General features: G+C 64.0%; 17 protein-coding genes and 1 tRNA gene. 8 read left to right on the top strand and 10 right to left on the bottom strand.

All coding sequences use genetic code 11. The features are described 5' to 3' along the window. Positions 1 to 22: 22 nt before the first annotated feature. The 9 genes from trpA to aroA all read right to left on the bottom strand — a co-directional run bounded on the left by trpA (position 23) and on the right by aroA (position 8,932). On the bottom strand, positions 23 to 859 hold the full coding sequence (gene trpA, locus IVB24_RS03235) for a tryptophan synthase subunit alpha (protein ID WP_247772026.1): 837 nt from the start codon (positions 857 to 859) through the stop codon (positions 23 to 25). Beyond that, entirely contained in the window at positions 856 to 2,067 is a 1,212-nt protein-coding gene (trpB, locus tag IVB24_RS03230; RefSeq protein ID WP_247772025.1) for a tryptophan synthase subunit beta, read from the bottom strand. The genes trpA and trpB overlap by 4 nt, the downstream gene beginning before the upstream one ends. Then, positions 2,064 to 2,723: a phosphoribosylanthranilate isomerase gene (locus IVB24_RS03225; RefSeq protein WP_247772024.1), complete on the bottom strand. Its 660-nt coding sequence runs from the start codon at positions 2,721 to 2,723 to the stop codon at positions 2,064 to 2,066. Before IVB24_RS03225 ends, trpB begins: the two co-directional genes overlap by 4 nt. 63 nt (positions 2,724 to 2,786) lie before the next feature. Next, positions 2,787 to 3,179, bottom strand: coding sequence for a DUF1049 domain-containing protein (locus IVB24_RS03220; protein ID WP_247772023.1), 393 nt, complete (start codon positions 3,177 to 3,179; stop codon positions 2,787 to 2,789). Between the two features lie 74 nt (positions 3,180 to 3,253). Beyond that, positions 3,254 to 3,559, bottom strand: coding sequence for an integration host factor subunit beta (locus tag IVB24_RS03215; protein ID WP_007598410.1), 306 nt, complete (start codon positions 3,557 to 3,559; stop codon positions 3,254 to 3,256). 170 nt (positions 3,560 to 3,729) lie between these two features. Then, entirely contained in the window at positions 3,730 to 4,710 is a 981-nt protein-coding gene (gene sppA, locus IVB24_RS03210) for a signal peptide peptidase SppA (RefSeq protein WP_247772022.1), read from the bottom strand. A 228-nt stretch (positions 4,711 to 4,938) separates the two neighbouring features. Further along, on the bottom strand, positions 4,939 to 6,645 hold the full coding sequence (gene rpsA, locus IVB24_RS03205) for a 30S ribosomal protein S1 (RefSeq protein ID WP_162308826.1): 1,707 nt from the start codon (positions 6,643 to 6,645) through the stop codon (positions 4,939 to 4,941). 263 nt (positions 6,646 to 6,908) lie between these two features. Further along, a complete protein-coding gene (cmk, locus tag IVB24_RS03200; RefSeq protein ID WP_094976066.1) occupies positions 6,909 to 7,547 on the bottom strand; it encodes a (d)CMP kinase in 639 nt (212 codons plus the stop codon). Continuing rightward, entirely contained in the window at positions 7,544 to 8,932 is a 1,389-nt protein-coding gene (gene aroA / locus IVB24_RS03195) for a 3-phosphoshikimate 1-carboxyvinyltransferase (protein ID WP_244637525.1), read from the bottom strand. The genes cmk and aroA overlap by 4 nt, the downstream gene beginning before the upstream one ends. Positions 8,933 to 9,042: 110 nt before the next feature. Between aroA and IVB24_RS03190 the strand changes: the two genes are divergently transcribed. From IVB24_RS03190 to IVB24_RS03180, 3 genes are all read left to right on the top strand, one after another. Continuing rightward, a complete protein-coding gene (locus tag IVB24_RS03190) occupies positions 9,043 to 9,450 on the top strand; it encodes a TIGR02300 family protein (protein ID WP_247772021.1) in 408 nt (135 codons plus the stop codon). Positions 9,451 to 9,541: 91 nt separating this feature from the next. Then, a tRNA-Ala gene (locus IVB24_RS03185) sits at positions 9,542 to 9,617 on the top strand. Positions 9,618 to 9,752: 135 nt separating this feature from the next. Further along, positions 9,753 to 9,995, top strand: coding sequence for a GIY-YIG nuclease family protein (locus IVB24_RS03180; RefSeq protein WP_166467645.1), 243 nt, complete (start codon positions 9,753 to 9,755; stop codon positions 9,993 to 9,995). A 4-nt stretch (positions 9,996 to 9,999) separates the two neighbouring features. On the opposite strand, the gene IVB24_RS03175 is transcribed toward IVB24_RS03180, so the two are convergent. After that, entirely contained in the window at positions 10,000 to 10,458 is a 459-nt protein-coding gene (locus tag IVB24_RS03175) for a MarR family transcriptional regulator (protein ID WP_247772020.1), read from the bottom strand. A gap of 154 nt (positions 10,459 to 10,612) precedes the next feature. Between IVB24_RS03175 and IVB24_RS03170 the strand changes: the two genes are divergently transcribed. From IVB24_RS03170 to ugpE, 5 genes are all read left to right on the top strand, one after another. Continuing rightward, entirely contained in the window at positions 10,613 to 11,038 is a 426-nt protein-coding gene (locus IVB24_RS03170) for an organic hydroperoxide resistance protein (protein ID WP_140481740.1), read from the top strand. 170 nt (positions 11,039 to 11,208) lie between these two features. Continuing rightward, a complete protein-coding gene (locus IVB24_RS03165) occupies positions 11,209 to 12,426 on the top strand; it encodes a CaiB/BaiF CoA-transferase family protein (RefSeq protein ID WP_247772019.1) in 1,218 nt (405 codons plus the stop codon). Between the two features lie 282 nt (positions 12,427 to 12,708). Continuing rightward, positions 12,709 to 14,025 carry a sn-glycerol-3-phosphate ABC transporter substrate-binding protein UgpB gene (ugpB, locus tag IVB24_RS03160; RefSeq protein ID WP_094976059.1) on the top strand — a complete coding sequence of 439 codons (1,317 nt, stop codon included), beginning with the start codon at positions 12,709 to 12,711 and terminating at the stop codon, positions 14,023 to 14,025. 47 nt (positions 14,026 to 14,072) lie between these two features. Continuing rightward, positions 14,073 to 14,954 carry a sn-glycerol-3-phosphate ABC transporter permease UgpA gene (gene ugpA, locus IVB24_RS03155; protein WP_094976058.1) on the top strand — a complete coding sequence of 294 codons (882 nt, stop codon included), beginning with the start codon at positions 14,073 to 14,075 and terminating at the stop codon, positions 14,952 to 14,954. Beyond that, positions 14,954 to 15,802, top strand: coding sequence for a sn-glycerol-3-phosphate ABC transporter permease UgpE (ugpE, locus tag IVB24_RS03150; RefSeq protein WP_094976057.1), 849 nt, complete (start codon positions 14,954 to 14,956; stop codon positions 15,800 to 15,802). The genes ugpA and ugpE overlap by 1 nt, the downstream gene beginning before the upstream one ends. Positions 15,803 to 15,829: the final 27 nt, after the last annotated feature.

Below are 15,829 nucleotides of genomic sequence, written 5' to 3'. Positions count from 1 at the left end.
AGAGCCAAAGCGGAATTATGGTCTATTCCGCCGCCTGTTGCGCGCCCTTGACGCCCTGGGCCAGGGCCGCCGTCAGCTCCGCCACGGCGTTGACGGTCTTGCCGGTCGCCCGTCCCTCGGCGTCGAGGCTGTGCTTGAGCGCATCGACCAGCGCTGTGCCGACCACGGCGCCGTTGGCATGGGAGGCAATTTCGCGCGCGGTCTCCGGGGTGCGGATGCCGAAGCCGACGCAGACCGGCAGCTTGGTGTGCCGCTTGATGCGGGCAACCGCCTCGCTCACGGCCGAGGAGTCCGCGGTCGCGGCCCCGGTGATGCCGGTGATGGAGACGTAGTAGACGAAGCCCGAGGTGTTGGCGAGCACGGCCGGCAGGCGCTTGTCGTCGGTCGTGGGCGTCGCCAGGCGGATGAAGTTGAGGCCGGCCTTCATCGCGGGCAGGCAGAGCTCGTCGTCTTCTTCAGGCGGCAGATCGACGATGATGAGGCCGTCGACACCCGCGCTTTTGGCATCGACCAAAAATTTGTCGACGCCATAGATGTAGATCGGATTGTAATAGCCCATCAGCACGATCGGCGTCGCGTTGTCGTCCTTGCGGAAGCCGCGCACCAGCTCCAGCGTCTTCTTCAACGTCATGCCGGCCTTGAGCGCGCGCAGGCCTGCAGCCTGGATCGAAGGACCATCGGCCATCGGATCGGTGAAGGGCATGCCGATCTCGATCACGTCGGCGCCGGCCCTCGGCAGCGCCTTGATGATCTCGAGCGAGGTCGCGGGATCGGGATCGCCCGCCATCAGGAAGGTGACAAAGGCCGAGCGGCCCTGTTTCGCGAGCTCGGCGAAACGAGTGTCGATACGCGTGGTCACTTGCTCTTGCCCCTCAGGATGTCGCCGACCTGCGGGACGTCCTTGTCGCCGCGGCCGGAGAGGTTGACGACCATCAGGTGATCTCTCGGGCGCTTCGGCGCGAGCTCCATCACCTTGGCGATGGCGTGCGCGGGTTCGAGCGCGGGGATGATGCCTTCGAGCTTCGACAGCAGCTGGAATGCAGCGAGCGCTTCATCATCGGTCGCGGAGAGATAGTTCACGCGGCCGACCTCGTGCAGCCAGGAATGCTCGGGGCCGATGCCGGGATAGTCGAGGCCGGCGGAGATCGAATGGGCGTCCTGGATCTGGCCGTCGGCATCCATCAGCAGATAGGTGCGGTTGCCGTGCAGCACGCCGGGACGGCCGCCCGCGATCGACGCCGCGTGCAGTTGCGTCAGCCCATGGCCCGCGGCTTCGACGCCAAAAATTTCGACGGAGGGATCGTCGAGGAACGGGTGAAACAGGCCCATCGCGTTCGAGCCGCCGCCGATGCAGGCGACCAGCGAATCCGGCAGACGGCCCTCGATCTCCTGCATCTGCGCCTTGGTCTCGTTGCCGATGATCGACTGGAAGTCGCGCACGAGCGTCGGATAAGGATGCGGACCCGCCACCGTGCCGATGCAGTAGAAGGTGTTGTGCACGTTGGTGACCCAGTCGCGCAGCGCCTCGTTCATGGCGTCCTTCAGCGTGCCCGACTGCACCGGCATCACCTTGGCGCCCAGCATCTCCATGCGGATGACATTCTGCTGCTGCCGCTCGACGTCGACCGCGCCCATGTACACGATGCATTCGAGCCCGAAGCGCGCGCACAGCGTCGCGGTGGCGACGCCGTGCTGGCCGGCGCCGGTCTCGGCGATGATGCGCTTCTTGCCCATGCGCCGCGCCAGCATGATCTGGCCGAGCACGTTGTTCACCTTGTGCGAACCGGTGTGGTTGAGCTCTTCGCGCTTCAGGTAGATCCTGGCGCCGCCGAGATGCTCGGTCAGGCGCTCGGCGAAATACAGCGGCGAGGGCCGGCCGACATAGTTCTTGAGATAACCGTTCATCTCGGCCTGGAAAGCCGGATCGGCCTTGGCCTCGGTGTAGGCCTTCTCCAGATCGAGGATCAGCGGCATCAGGGTTTCGGCGACGAAGCGGCCGCCGAAGATGCCGAAATGGCCGCGATCGTCGGGGCCGCTGCGGAAGGAATTTGGCTTGGCAATGTTCATCGGACGCTCAACTCTTGGCTGGCGCGCGCGGCGCGAATGAAGGCTTTGATCATCTCGGGATCTTTGACGCCGGGGGCGCTTTCGACACCGGATGAGACATCGACGCCGCCGGCGCGGGTGATGCGGACGGCCTCGGCGAGGTTCTGGGCATGGAGGCCACCCGAAACCATATACGGGAGATCGAGCTCCAGGTTTTGCAGCAATTGCCAGTCGAACGGAGCACCGAGCCCGCCGGGCCGGGTCGCATCCTTCGGCGCGCGGGCATCGAACAGGATGCGATCGGCGATGGCGGCGTAGCCGGGCAACACGGCGAGATCGGCCGCGGTCGCGACCGGAACCACCTTCATCACCGGGCGGCCGAACCGCTGCTTGATGTCGCGCAGCCGCGCCACGCTTTCCTTGCCATGCAGCTGGAAAATGTCCGGCGACAGCGCGTCCATGATGTTGTCGAGCGTCGCATCGTCGACATCGACGGTGAGCGCCACCTTCAGCGCGCGCCCCTTCACCTGGCGGCCCAGGTCGCGACCAAGCTCCAGGGACAGATGCCGCGGCGAAGGCGGGAAGAACACGAACCCCACCATATCCGCACCCGCCTCGAGCGCCGTTTCAAGCGTCTCGCGCGTGGACAGGCCGCAGATTTTGACGAGCAGGGACATGGTCTCGAAGCAAATGGAGGCCGCAACTTGCGGCCGGAAAACCGGGTTTTCGGTCGGCCGCTTCTACAACGTCGCGCGCTGCTTGTCTCGCCCGATGGGCCCGTAAAGCCCGACCCCGGAGGGAACGGGAAGGCGCTGCGAGCCGGGCTTTGCCGCGGCCGCCTGGGCGCGCAAATCGGCCAGTTCGAGCCTGGCAGCCCGTGAACCCGCCTCGTGGCGGCGCGCCGCGCGCCGCCAGTGCCGCTGACCGAACCAGACGGCACAGCCGCCGGCGAAGACGCCGAGGGCGGCGACCAGGATCATGAGCAGGAACAGCGGCAGCGTCACCGACAATGACGGGTCGTTCGCTATGAAGGGATCGAACGAGACCGTGACGAAGTGCCGGTTGGAAACGGCGAAGGCCACCAGGATCAGGCCCAGCGGTATCACGATCAGCGCGGTCAGGAACTTTCGCATCGCGATCGCTCGTCTTGAATCAAGCTTGCGGCCGCATCATGCGGCTATCAGGTTAAACCCCGACGACGACATCCTTAGTCGGGCGCGCCGGGATCCGGATGGTCGCGGTTCAGCCGCTCGCGCATTTCCTTGCCGGTCTTGAAGAACGGAACGCTCTTCTGATCGACAGGCACGTGGGCGCCGGTGCGTGGATTGCGCCCGGCGCGTGCAGGGCGATGCTTGACCGAGAAGGCACCGAAGCCGCGCAACTCGACGCGGTCACCGCGCGCGAGGGCCGCTACGATCTCTTCGAGAATCGCATTCACAATGTTCTCGACATCCCGCTGGTACAGATGCGGGTTGTGCTCGGCGATACGCTGAACAAGTTCGGATTTGATCATCGAGAGATAGGACCCGGGAGCGTGCGGATGACCATTTCCGTGAAAATACCTTGATCTGTCAAGACGCTAAATCAAGGTTGGGCGTCGTGAAAATGCGTGACAAATGCCGAAAAAGCGGGCTGACCCGACGCCCGTCGGACGGGAAAACCCTCAGGCGCTCGCCCGGCCCGTCAATTTGAGGCGGCCGGTTGCCACAGGGCCAGCATTCCGTCCATTCCAAACCGATCAACCGCTTGCGCGACGCCGGTTTGCCCGATTTGATGCGCAATCGAGCCCAAACCGAGCGCTTCCAGCGTGACGGCAGCCGCCGTCTTGAGGAACGGCAGATCGCCAAAGCGCGGCTGGAGCTTGTAGTCGCGTACCGGAAGACCCTTCTTGACGCTCTTCTGCTCGACCAGCCAGGTCACCGCCGTCTTCTCGTCACCGATCTGATCAATCAGCTTGAGATCGATCGCCTGGCGTCCCGTGAAGACGCGGCCATCAGCCACTTTCTCGAGCTGCGTGTCATCCATGCCACGCCGTTCCTTCACCAATCCCCTGAACCAGGCATAGGAATCCTTCACCAGCGCATCGAGGGCAGCCCGCGCTTCGGGACTGGTCGGCTCAAAACCGTTGGGCGCAGCCTTCAGCGGCGACGACTTCACCTCCTCGACCTTGACGCCGATGGTCTTCAGGAGCTCGCTGACGTTGGGATATTGGAACAGCACGCCGATCGACCCGACCAGCGAGCTCTGCTGGGCGATGATGTGGTCGCTGGCAATCGCCGTGATGTAGCCCCCGGAGGCAGCCAGGCCCTCGACCACCACGACCAGCGGCTTCTTCGCCTTGAGCCGGACAAGCGAATCGTAGAGCTGCTCGGAGCCGGCGGTGGTGCCGCCCGGCGAGTTGATGTGAACGATGACGGCCGCGGCCTGCGAATTCTCCAGCCGCTCCAGCGCCTGCGTGCGATCGGAATCGCTGCGGATCAGGCCGTCGATCTGGACCCGCGCGATCGAGCCGGCGGATGCGAAGGTGCCGCGCGCGCCGGGTGTCGCGATCAGCGCAAAGCCCGCAATCGCCGCTATCGCGATCAGCGCAGCCATCACGCGCCAGAACGTCAGCTTGCGGCGGATCCTGCGGCGATCGACGAAGATGTCCGAATCGAGCGACATCTAGATATCTCCAAATGAAAGGCCGGACGCGTTGTGCCCTCACAGCGTGACCAACGGCTTATCTGGATACATCAATTGCGGCGCAATTTGAAGAAAACAAGGCCTCTTGAGGCCCGGCTGCGTAGCCCGGATCGAGTGCAGCGTAATCCGGGCTACAAGAACGATAAGCACAACAAAAAAGCCCCGGCTCGCGCCGGGGCTTTGATGTCTGGCGAACCGAGACGTCGCTTACTTGCTGTCGCGGTTCTTGAGCGCGGTGCCGAGGATGTCGCCGAGCGTTGCTCCCGAATCGGAGGAGCCGTACTGCGCGATGGCTTCCTTCTCTTCGGCGACTTCGAGCGCCTTGATCGACACCTGGACCTTGCGGGCCTTCTTGTCGAACTGGATCACGCGGGCATCGACCTTCTCGCCGACGGCAAAGCGTTCGGCGCGCTGGTCGTTGCGGTCACGGGCGAGCTCCGAGCGCTTGACGAAGGTGGTGAAGTCGGTCCCGGCGATCTTCACCTCGATACCGCTTTCCTTCACTTCGAGCACTTCGCAGGTCACGACCGCGCCCTTCTTGACATCGCCCGGCTCGGCGAAGGGGTCGCCTTCGAGCTGCTTGATGCCGAGCGAGATGCGCTCCTTCTCGACGTCCACATCGAGCACCACGGCCTTCACCATGTCGCCCTTCTTGTAGTTGTCGATCACCTGCTCGCCCGGAAGCTTCCAGTCGAGGTCGGAGAGATGGACCATGCCGTCGACGTCGCCCTCGAGACCCAGGAACAGACCGAACTCGGTCTTGTTCTTGACCTCGCCCTCGACCGTCGAACCGGTCGGGTGACCTTCGACGAAGACCTCCCACGGGTTGCGCATGGTCTGCTTGAGGCCGAGCGAGATGCGGCGCTTGACGGAATCGACTTCCAGCACCTGCACTTCGACTTCCTGCGAGGTCGAAACGATCTTGCCGGGGTGCATATTCTTCTTGGTCCACGACATCTCGGAGACGTGGATCAGGCCTTCGATGCCCGGCTCGAGCTCGACGAACGCACCGTAGTCGGTGATGTTGGTGACGCGGCCGGTGAAGCGGGCACCCAGCGGGTACTTGGCTTCGATGCCCTGCCACGGATCGTCCAGCAGCTGCTTCATGCCCAGCGAGATGCGGTGCGTCTCGTGGTTGATCTTGATGATCTTGACCTTCACGGTCTGGCCGATCGAGAGCACCTCGGTCGGGTGGTTGACGCGGCGCCACGCGATGTCGGTGACGTGCAGCAGGCCGTCGATGCCGCCGAGATCAACGAACGCACCGTAATCGGTGATGTTCTTGACCACGCCGTCGATGACCTGACCCTCTTCGAGGTTCTGCACCAGCTCCTGACGCTGCTCGGCGCGGGTCTCTTCGAGAACCGTGCGGCGGGACACGACGATATTGCCGCGGCGGCGGTCCATCTTGAGGATCTGGAACGGCTGCGAGTTGTTCATCAGCGGCGCAACGTCGCGGATCGGACGGATGTCGACCTGCGAGCGCGGCAGGAAGGCCACGGCACCGTCGAGGTCGACGGTGAAGCCGCCCTTGACCTGGTTGAAGATGACGCCGTTGACCTTTTCGTTGTTCTGGAACGCCTTCTCGAGCTTGCCCCAGCTCTCTTCGCGGCGCGCTTTGTCGCGCGACAGCACGGCTTCGCCGAGCGCGTTCTCGATCCGATCGAGGAACACTTCGACCTCGTCGCCGACCTTCAGCTCGCTGTCACGGCCGGGGCCGGAAAATTCGCGCAGGGCGACGCGGCCCTCGGTCTTCAGGCCGACGTCGATGACGGCCATGTCCTTTTCAATTGCAACAACCTTGCCCTTGATGACGGAGCTCTCCTGCAGGTTGCCACCTGCGAAGGACTCATCGAGCATCGCGGCGAAATCGTCGCGCGACGGGCTATAGGTATCAGCGGAAGTCGAAGCCATTTGTTCTCCAGTTGCGGAAGTCGTGCCGGCCGTTGGGTTCAAGGGCGTATCGGGCGCGCAGTGTCGGAAGGTCCACAAAACCTTCGAGCGACCGCTCGTTGCTCCGGTTTGCGCCGGAACAGCGGAAGCGGGCCGGCTGAGGCCCGCGCGTTCGATGCGTGGAAATCTTATGTCCGGAGCCTGGATCGCGCCGGTCCCGGAAGGACCCGACGTATCGACCTCAAAGAGCGGGAGCGGGCGCTTCCTCCAATGACGGCAGCGGCTTAACCCCGCAACCGGCCCGCTCGGACGGCCTCGATAATGTCGATGGCGGCCCGGACGCCGCCTTCTATATCCAGTTGGGAGTTATCAAGCAAGTAAGCATCCGCGGCCGGTTTCAAAGGCGCAATGGCCCGGTTCTTGTCACGTTCGTCGCGCTGGATGATGTCGGCGAGCACGGCGGCCTCGTCGGCCTCCTCGCCCCTTGCCTTGGCCTCCATGGTCCGGCGGCGCGCGCGGACTTTTGGGTCGGCCACGACGAAGATCTTCACGTCCGCATGCGGGCAGATCACGGTTCCAATGTCCCGGCCGTCCAGCACGGCACCGGGCGGATCGGCGGCGAATTGCCGTTGAAAATTGACCAGGGCCTCGCGGACCCTCGGGATCGCCGAGACGATCGAGGCGCCCTCGCCGGCCTTCTGGGTCTTCAGGGCCGGATTGCCGAACTTCTCGGGATCGAGTTCCAGCGCCGCCGCGACCGCAGCCTCCTCGTCCCGGAGATCGTGACCGGACTGCATCAGGGCATAAGCCACCGCGCGGTAGATCACGCCGGTATCGAGATGACGATAGCCGTAATGGTGCGCGAGACGCTTGCCGAGCGTCCCCTTGCCCGAGGCCGCGGGCCCGTCGATGGCGATGATCATGAAAACTCGGCCCCTAGCGAACGCATCATCGGAATGAAGTCCGGGAAACTGGTGGCGATGAAGGCGGTGTCGTCGACGCTCACCGGCTGATCGGAAGCGCACCCCATCACCAGCGCGGACATCGCGATGCGGTGGTCCATGTGGGTGGCGACAGTGCCGCCGCCGGGGACGTGACCGCGGCCTTCGACGATCAGATCGTCGCCGGAGACCGAAACCTTGACGCCGTTGACGCGGAGCATGGCGGCGGTGGCCTCCAGGCGGTCGGATTCCTTGACGCGCAGCTCCTGCAGGCCGCGCATGATCGTCGTGCCCTCGGCGAAAGCGGCTGCCACCGCCAGCACCAGATATTCATCGATCATCGAGGGCGCGCGCTCCGGCGGCACCACGACGCCGCGGAGCTTCGAGGCGCGTACACGCAAGCGCGCCATCGGCTCGCCGGCATCGCCGCGAACTTCGCTTTCCTCGATGAAGCCGCCCATTTCGCGCAGCGTTGTGAACAGGCCGGTGCGCAGCGGATTGGTCATGACGTCGGTCAGCACGACATCGGAGCCCTCGACGATCAACGCGGCGACGATCGGGAACGCCGCGGACGAGGGATCGGCGGGCACAACGACGGTGGCGCCGTGCAGCTCAGGCTGGCCGACCAGTGCGATCTTGCGGCCATGCGTGCCCTCGCGCGTGGAGGTGATATCGGCGCCGAAATGCTTGAGCATCAGCTCGGTATGGTCGCGGCTGGCCTCGCTCTCGATCACGGTTGTGGTGCCCGGCGCAGCCAGGCCCGCCAGCAGCACCGCCGATTTGATTTGGGCCGAGGCGACCGGGGTCTTGTAGGTGATCGGGAGCGGATCGCGCGCACCCTGGAGGGTCAGGGGCAGACGGCCGCCCTCACTGCCGGAGATGACCTTCGCACCCATCTTTTCCAGGGGATCGAGAATCCGACGCATCGGCCGGCTGCGCAGCGAGGCGTCGCCGTCGAAAACCGCCGAGATCGGGCAGCCGGCGACGGCGCCCATCACCAGCCGGCAGCCGGTCCCGGAGTTCCCGAAATCCAGCGGAGCCTTGGGCTGGGCGAAGCCCGCGACGCCCACGCCCTGCACCTTCCAGGCAAAATCGCCGGTCCGCTCCACGGTGGCGCCCAGCGCCTGCATCGATTTGGCGGTGTTGAGGACGTCCTCGCCCTCCAGCAGACCCGAAATCCTGGTCTCGCCCACCGCGAGCGCACCCAGGATGAGGGCACGATGGGAGATCGACTTGTCCCCGGGCACCCGTACTTTCCCGGTCAGGGGCCCGCTGGCGCGAGCCTGGAGCGGCCTCGTTTGGTCGGAATGGGTCACGATTGGGTCCTTGGATGCGCCCTCGAGGGGGGCTCGGCGCAGGTACCACATGGTCAGCACCCCGTCACGGGCATGTCGTTCTCCCGTAATGCGCTATTGACAGCGGCCCGCCAACTAGCCAAGTGAAACACCGCTTTTCAGACATTCCCAGGATTCCTGCCGTGGCCAAGTCAGAACTCGGAACCAAACGTATTTGCCCGACCACGGGCAAGAAGTTCTACGACCTCAACAAGAATCCGGTGATCTCGCCCTATACGGGCGAAGTCGTACCGATCGCCCCCGTCGCGCCCGCGCGCGTGCCCCGCGGCGCCGAAGCCCGGCACGCGGCGACGGCGGATGCCACGCCGGAGCCGGCAGAGGTCGAGGAGGTCTCGCTCGAGGAGGCCGACGCCGAGGAGAACAGCGGCAAGGTCAAGGCCGTCGTGCCGGAATCCGAGGACGATATCGAGGTCGACGAGACCCTCGAGGACGACGATGACGATGATTCGACCTTCATTGCCGACGAAGAAGAGGGCGATGAGGACGTGACCGACATCATTGGTGATGTCGGAGGTGATGAAGAGACTTGAGATCAGCCCTGATCTGTGAAAAAGGGTGCACCGCGCGAGTCACCAGGGCTCGCCGGTGCGGGTGATCCACCAGGATCCCCACAAGGACTAAGGGGCCATAGCTCAGCTGGGAGAGCGCTTGCATGGCATGCAAGAGGTCGGCGGTTCGATCCCGCCTGGCTCCACCACGCTTCGCCCTTCGGGCTACGCGTGGCGCAGCCGCGCGGAGCACTAAGGGCGAAGCGTGGTGTCCGGCGAAGCCCGAAGGGCGAAGACGGACTGGTGAGGATCCCGCCTAACGACTACCCGGGCGACAGCCGTCAATGTGGTACGTCTACATCCTTCGCAGCATCGAATTTCCTGATCAGGAATACGTCGGCGCCACCGAGAATTTGAAGCGGCGCATTCCGGAGCACAATGCCGGAAAATCAAACCACACCGCCAAATTCAAGCCATGGAAGCTGATCTGGTACTGCGCCTTCCCCGATAAGCACAAAGCGCTCGCGTTCGAGGCGTACCTGAAGTCGCACTCGGGTCGAGCTTTTACGAAAAAGCGGTTGTCCTAAATTCCTACTCCCCAATCACCGCATTCAGCCGATCCCTCAGCGCCACGATCTCGTCCTTCATCGCCACCAGCTCAGACACCGAGCAATCCGAGGCAGCCAGAATCGACTGCGGCACGCTGCGCGCCTTTTCCTTCAGCGCATGCCCCTGCGGCGTCAGCGCGATCAGGACCTGGCGCTCGTCCTCGCTGCTACGCGTGCGCCTCACGAGATGCGCGGCCTCCAGGCGCTTGAGCAGCGGCGTCAGCGTGCCCGAATCCAGGAACAGCTTCTCGCCGATGTCCTTGACCGGCACGTCGTCGCGCTCCCACAGCACCAGCATGACCAGATATTGCGGATAGGTCAGGCCGAGCCGGTCCAGCAGCGGCTTGTAGACGCGGTTGAAGGCATGGGCGGCGGAATAGACCGCGAAGCAGATCTGGTTGTCGAGGCGCTGCGGGTCCAGCGCCGAGTGTTTGCGAGGCATAGCGAATCTCACGACGTTTTCCCCATCTTGGGGCCGGCCGGCGGCATATTCAATTGCGAACAATTAAATGTGAGCCATGCCAATATCAATTGCGCACAATCTAATTGTCTGCGATACAGAACTTACCCCAACCGGAAGACCCGAGGAGACGAAAATGTCCGTGAACGTCCTCTACAAGACCAGCGCCAAGGCCACCGGCGGCCGCGACGGCCAGGCTGCGACCCTCGACGGTTCGCTGAATGTCAAGCTCACCACGCCGAAGGAGCTCGGCGGCGGCGGCGGCGCCGGCAACAATCCCGAGCAGCTGTTCGCGGCCGGCTATGCCGCCTGCTTCATCGGCGCGATGAAGTTCGTATCGTCGCAGGGCGGGCCGAAGGTTCCGGCTGATGCCTCCGTGACCTCGACCGTCGGCATCGGCCCGCGTTCCGAGGGCGGCTTCGGTCTCGACATCGATCTCGCCGTCTCGCTGCCGGGCCTCGCCCGCGCAGAGGCCGAGGCGCTGGTCGAGAAGGCGCACCAGGTGTGCCCGTACTCCAATGCCACGCGCGGCAATGTCGACGTTCGCCTGACGGTCGTCTGACCGAAATTGCGGATTGGCTGGCCCGGGACCCCCCGGGCCGGCCGCTGCCATTTGCCATGCCGCGGCATGCGGTGTGTGCCTGCATGACCCCCTACGCTCGGCGCCATTGCTGGCACCGGGAAACCTCGTTAGGCCTGTGATCAAATGACCGACACAGGGGACGCGAAGGCATGACTGAAGCCGCCAATTCTGGAGCAGCATTGGGCGCAATGAGCGGATTGCGCGTCATCGATCTCACGCGCGTGCTCGGCGGTCCCTACTGCACCCAGATTCTCGCCGACCACGGCGCCGACGTGATCAAGGTCGAGCCGCCCGCGGGCGACGAGGTGCGCGACTGGGGTCCTCCCTTCCACGAAGAGGACGCGGCCTATTTCATCGGCATCAACCGCAACAAGCGTTCGATCGGCCTCGACCTCGCCTCCGAGGGCGGCCGCATCGTGCTGCTCAAGATGCTTGAGACCGCCGACGTCCTGATCGAGAATTTCAAGCCGGGCACGCTGGAAAAATGGGGCATCGGCAACGAAATCCTCAGCAAGAAATTCCCGCGCCTCGTGCATTGCCGGATCTGCGGCTTCGGCGCCGACGGCCCGCGCGGCGGCAATCCCGGCTATGACGCCATCATCCAGGCCATGACCGGCATGATTGCCGCGACCGGCTCGCCCGAGAGCGGACCGATGCGGATCGGCGTGCCCCTGGTCGACATCGGCACCGGCCTCTACGCGGCGATCGGCATCCTGATGGCGCTGTCGGAGCGGCAACGCTCCGGCAAGGGCCAGTTCCTTGAGACCACGCTGTACGAGACCGGCCTTGCCATCATGCATCCGCACACCGCGAATTATTTCATGCATGGCAAGCCGCCGTCGCTCACCGGCAACGAGCATCCCAACCTCGTGCCTTATGCGATCTTCCCGACCAAGACCGACAACATCTTCATCGGCGTCGGCAATGACGGCACCTTCCGCAAGCTGGCCAAGGAGATCGGCAAGCCCGAGCTCGGCACCGATCCGCGCTTTGCCCGCAACAAGGACCGCATCGCCAACCGCGAGGCGCTGCGCGCCGAGCTTGCCGCCGTGTTCAGCCAGCACGAGGCCGAGCCGCTGTGCAATCGCCTGCTCGCCGCGGGCCTGCCTGCAGGGCCCGTGCAGAAGATCGACCAGGCGTTGACGAACCCGCACACGATCGCGCGCGGCGATATTATCGAGAAGGACTGGTACAAGGGCGTGGCATCGCCGATCCGGCTCGATCGCAGCAAGCCGAGCCTGCGCCGGCTGCCGCCGAAATTCAGCCAGCACTCGGCGGAAGTGCTCGGCGAGTTCGGATATTCCAAGGCCGAGATCGACGCAATGGTCGAGAAGGGCACCGTCTGCGGGCCGGAGCGCAAGCGCTGAGGTAAGACGGGCGTCAACGGTGGTGCACTCCCTCTCCCGCACGCGGGGGAGGTTTTCGAGCCTGTAGCTGATCGCCAACCTCACATCAATGCCGCACTGCGGCGCGATCCACGCGTGTGCACCGCGAACGGAGGCGGCTGCCCCGCTCCGTCTTCGCCTATTTGCCGGCTTCCCTTTTCCAGCGCTTGCCGCTTTCGTTTCGCCCGCTTACACAGTCATGTGAACGTCATATGGCGCTGCTAGCGCAAGCGCATCTTTTGACGGCCAAGGGAGGTTTACTTGATGGCTCTTCGACATTTTGGCGCGGCTACCGCATTTGCACTCACGATCGGCATGACGGCGTCGCCGGCGCTGGCCGTGACGGAAATCCAGTGGTGGCACGCGATGACCGGCGCCAACAACGACGTCATCGTCAAGCTCGCCAACGACTTCAACGCGGCGCAGAGCGACTACAAGGTCGTCCCGACCTACAAGGGCAATTACGCCGACACCATGAACGCGGGCATCGCGGCGTTCCGTGCCGGCAACGCGCCGCACATCATGCAGGTGTTCGAGGTCGGCACCGCCACCATGATGGCTGCGACCGGCGCCGTGAAGCCGGTCTACAAGCTGATGGCCGACGCCGGCGAGAAATTCGATCCCAAGATCTACCTGCCCGCCATCACCGGTTACTACTCGACGTCCAAGGGCGAGATGCTGTCCTTCCCCTTCAACTCGTCGTCGACCGTGATGTGGGTCAATCTCGACGAGCTGAAGAAGGCGAACGTCGAGATCCCCAAGACCTGGCCCGAAACCTTCGCGGCCGCCAAGAAGCTGCACGACAACGGTCATCCGACCTGCGGCTTCTCCGGCTCCTGGGTCACCTGGGTCAACCTCGAGCAGCTCTCCGCCTGGCACAACGTGCCGCTCGCCAGCAAGGCCAACGGCCTCGACGGCTTCGACACCAAGCTCGAGTTCAACGGACCGCTCCAGGTCAAGCATCTCGAGAAGCTGGTCGAGCTCCAGAAGGACAAGACCTACGACTATGCCGGCCGCACCAACACCGGCGAAGGCCGCTTCACGTCGGGCGAATGTCCGATCTACCTGACCTCGTCGGCGTTCTTCGGCAACGTCAAGGCGCAGGCCAAGTTCAACTTCACCGCGGTGCCGATGCCGTATTATCCTGATGTCAAGGGCGCCCCGCAGAACTCGATCATCGGCGGCGCTTCGCTCTGGGTCATGGGCGGCAAGCCGGCCGACGAATACAAGGGCGTCGCAAAATTCCTGACCTTCCTCTCGGACACCGATCGCCAAGTCTACATCCACAAGGCCTCGGGCTATCTGCCGATCACCAAGGCAGCCTATGAGAAAGCCAAGGCCGAGGGCTTCTACAAGGACCAGCCCTATCTCGAGACCCCGCTGCTCGAGCTGACCAACAAGGAGCCGACCGAGAATTCGCGCGGCCTGCGCCTCGGCAACATGGTGCAGCTGCGCGACGTCTGGTCGGAAGAGATCGAGCAGGCGCTGGCCGGCAAGAAGACCGCCAAGCAGGCGCTGGATGCCGCTGTCGAGCGCGGCAACACGATGCTGCGTCAGTTCGAAAAGACCGCCGTGAAGTAAGGCGATGAGCGGCAGGCCGGCCACCCGGCCTGCCGCTCTGGGGCACCATGCAAAAGCAAGCCATTTTTCAATCGAAGCTGTTGCCTTACGCGCTGGTTGCGCCGCAGCTCGCGATCGTCCTGATTTTCTTCTACTGGCCGGCCTTACAGGCCGTGATCCAGTCCTTCCTGCTGCAGGACGCCTTCGGTCTCTCGACCACCTTCGTCTGGTTCGACAATTACATCGAGCTGTTCAGGGATCCCGCCTATTTCGAGGCGATCGTCCGGACCTTCTTCTTCTCGTTCGCGATCGCCGTCTCGTCGTTGTCCTTTGCGCTGCTGCTCGCCGTCATGGCGGACAAGCCGCTGCGCGGCTCGATGCTCTATCGCACCCTCCTGATCTGGCCCTATGCAGTGGCGCCGCCGGTCGTCGGCGTGCTCTGGATCTTCATGCTGCATCCCTCGCTGGGCATCATCGCACGCTATTTGCGCGCGATCGGGGTCGACTGGAATCCGCTGCTCGACGGCGACCAGGCGGCAACGCTGATCATCCTCGCCGCCGCCTGGAAGCAGATCTCGTATAACTTCCTGTTCTTCCTCGCCGGCCTGCAGGCGATCCCGAAAAGCGTGCTCGAAGCCGCCGCGATCGACGGTGCGCGTCCGATGCGCCGGTTCTGGACCGTGACTTTCCCGCTGCTGTCGCCGACCATCTTCTTCCTGCTGGTCGTCAACATCGTCTACGCCTTCTTCGACACGTTCGGCATCATCGACACCATGACCCGCGGCGGTCCCGGCACCTCGACGGTGACGCTGGTCTACAAGGTCTATTCCGACGGCCTGCTCGGCGGCAATCTCGGCAGCTCCGCGGCGCAATCGGTGATCCTGATGGTCATGGTCATCGTGCTGACGGGAATCCAGTTCCGCTTCGTCGAACGCAAGGTGACCTACTGATGGTCGAGGAAGAGGGCTTTCGGCGCTACGTCGCCCACGTCATTCTCTGGATCGGAATCGCGATCGTCGCCTTCCCGGTCTACATCGCGTTCATCGCCTCGACCCAGGACAACGCGCTGATCGCGAACGGGCAGATGTCGCTGCTGCCGGGCGGTCATTTCTTCGAGACCTATTATCAAACCATCTTTGTCGGCACGAGCGGCTCGACCCGCGAGCCGGTCGGCAACATGATGCTGAACTCGCTGGTGATGGCGCTGCTGATCGCGGTCGGCAAGATCGCGATCTCGATCATCTCGGCCTATGCGATCGTCTATTTCCGCTTTCCGTTCAGGATGCCGATCTTCTGGATCATCTTCATCACCTTGATGCTCCCGGTCGAGGTCCGCATCTATCCGACCTACAAGATCGTCGCCGACCTGCACATGCTCGACAGCTATGCGGGCCTGGCGCTGCCGCTGATCGCCTCGGCTACCGCGACGCTGCTGTTCCGCCAGTTCTTCATGACGGTGCCGGACGAACTCCTGGAAGCCTCGCGCATCGACGGCGCAGGTCCCTTGCGCTTCTTCTGGGATACGCTGCTGCCGCTGTCGCGCACCAACATGGCGGCGCTGTTCGTGATCCTGTTCATCCTCGGCTGGAATCAATATCTCTGGCCGCTGCTCATCACGACCCGCGACGACATGCAGACCATTCAGGTCGGCATTCGCAAGATGATCACCACCACCGACGCGCTGACCGAATGGCCGATCGTGATGGCGACCGCCGTGCTGGCCATGCTGCCGCCGGTGTTCGTCGTCGTCGTGATGCAAAAACTGTTCGTGCGCGGGCTGGTCGAGACGGAAAAGTGAAGATGGCGAATGGTGAGTGGCGAGTAG

This window comes from Bradyrhizobium sp. 192 (assembly GCF_023100965.1).
Classification (GTDB): domain Bacteria; phylum Pseudomonadota; class Alphaproteobacteria; order Rhizobiales; family Xanthobacteraceae; genus Bradyrhizobium; species Bradyrhizobium symbiodeficiens.
Note: the sequence above shows the minus strand (reverse complement) of the source record. Positions and strands in the feature narration are given on the sequence as shown.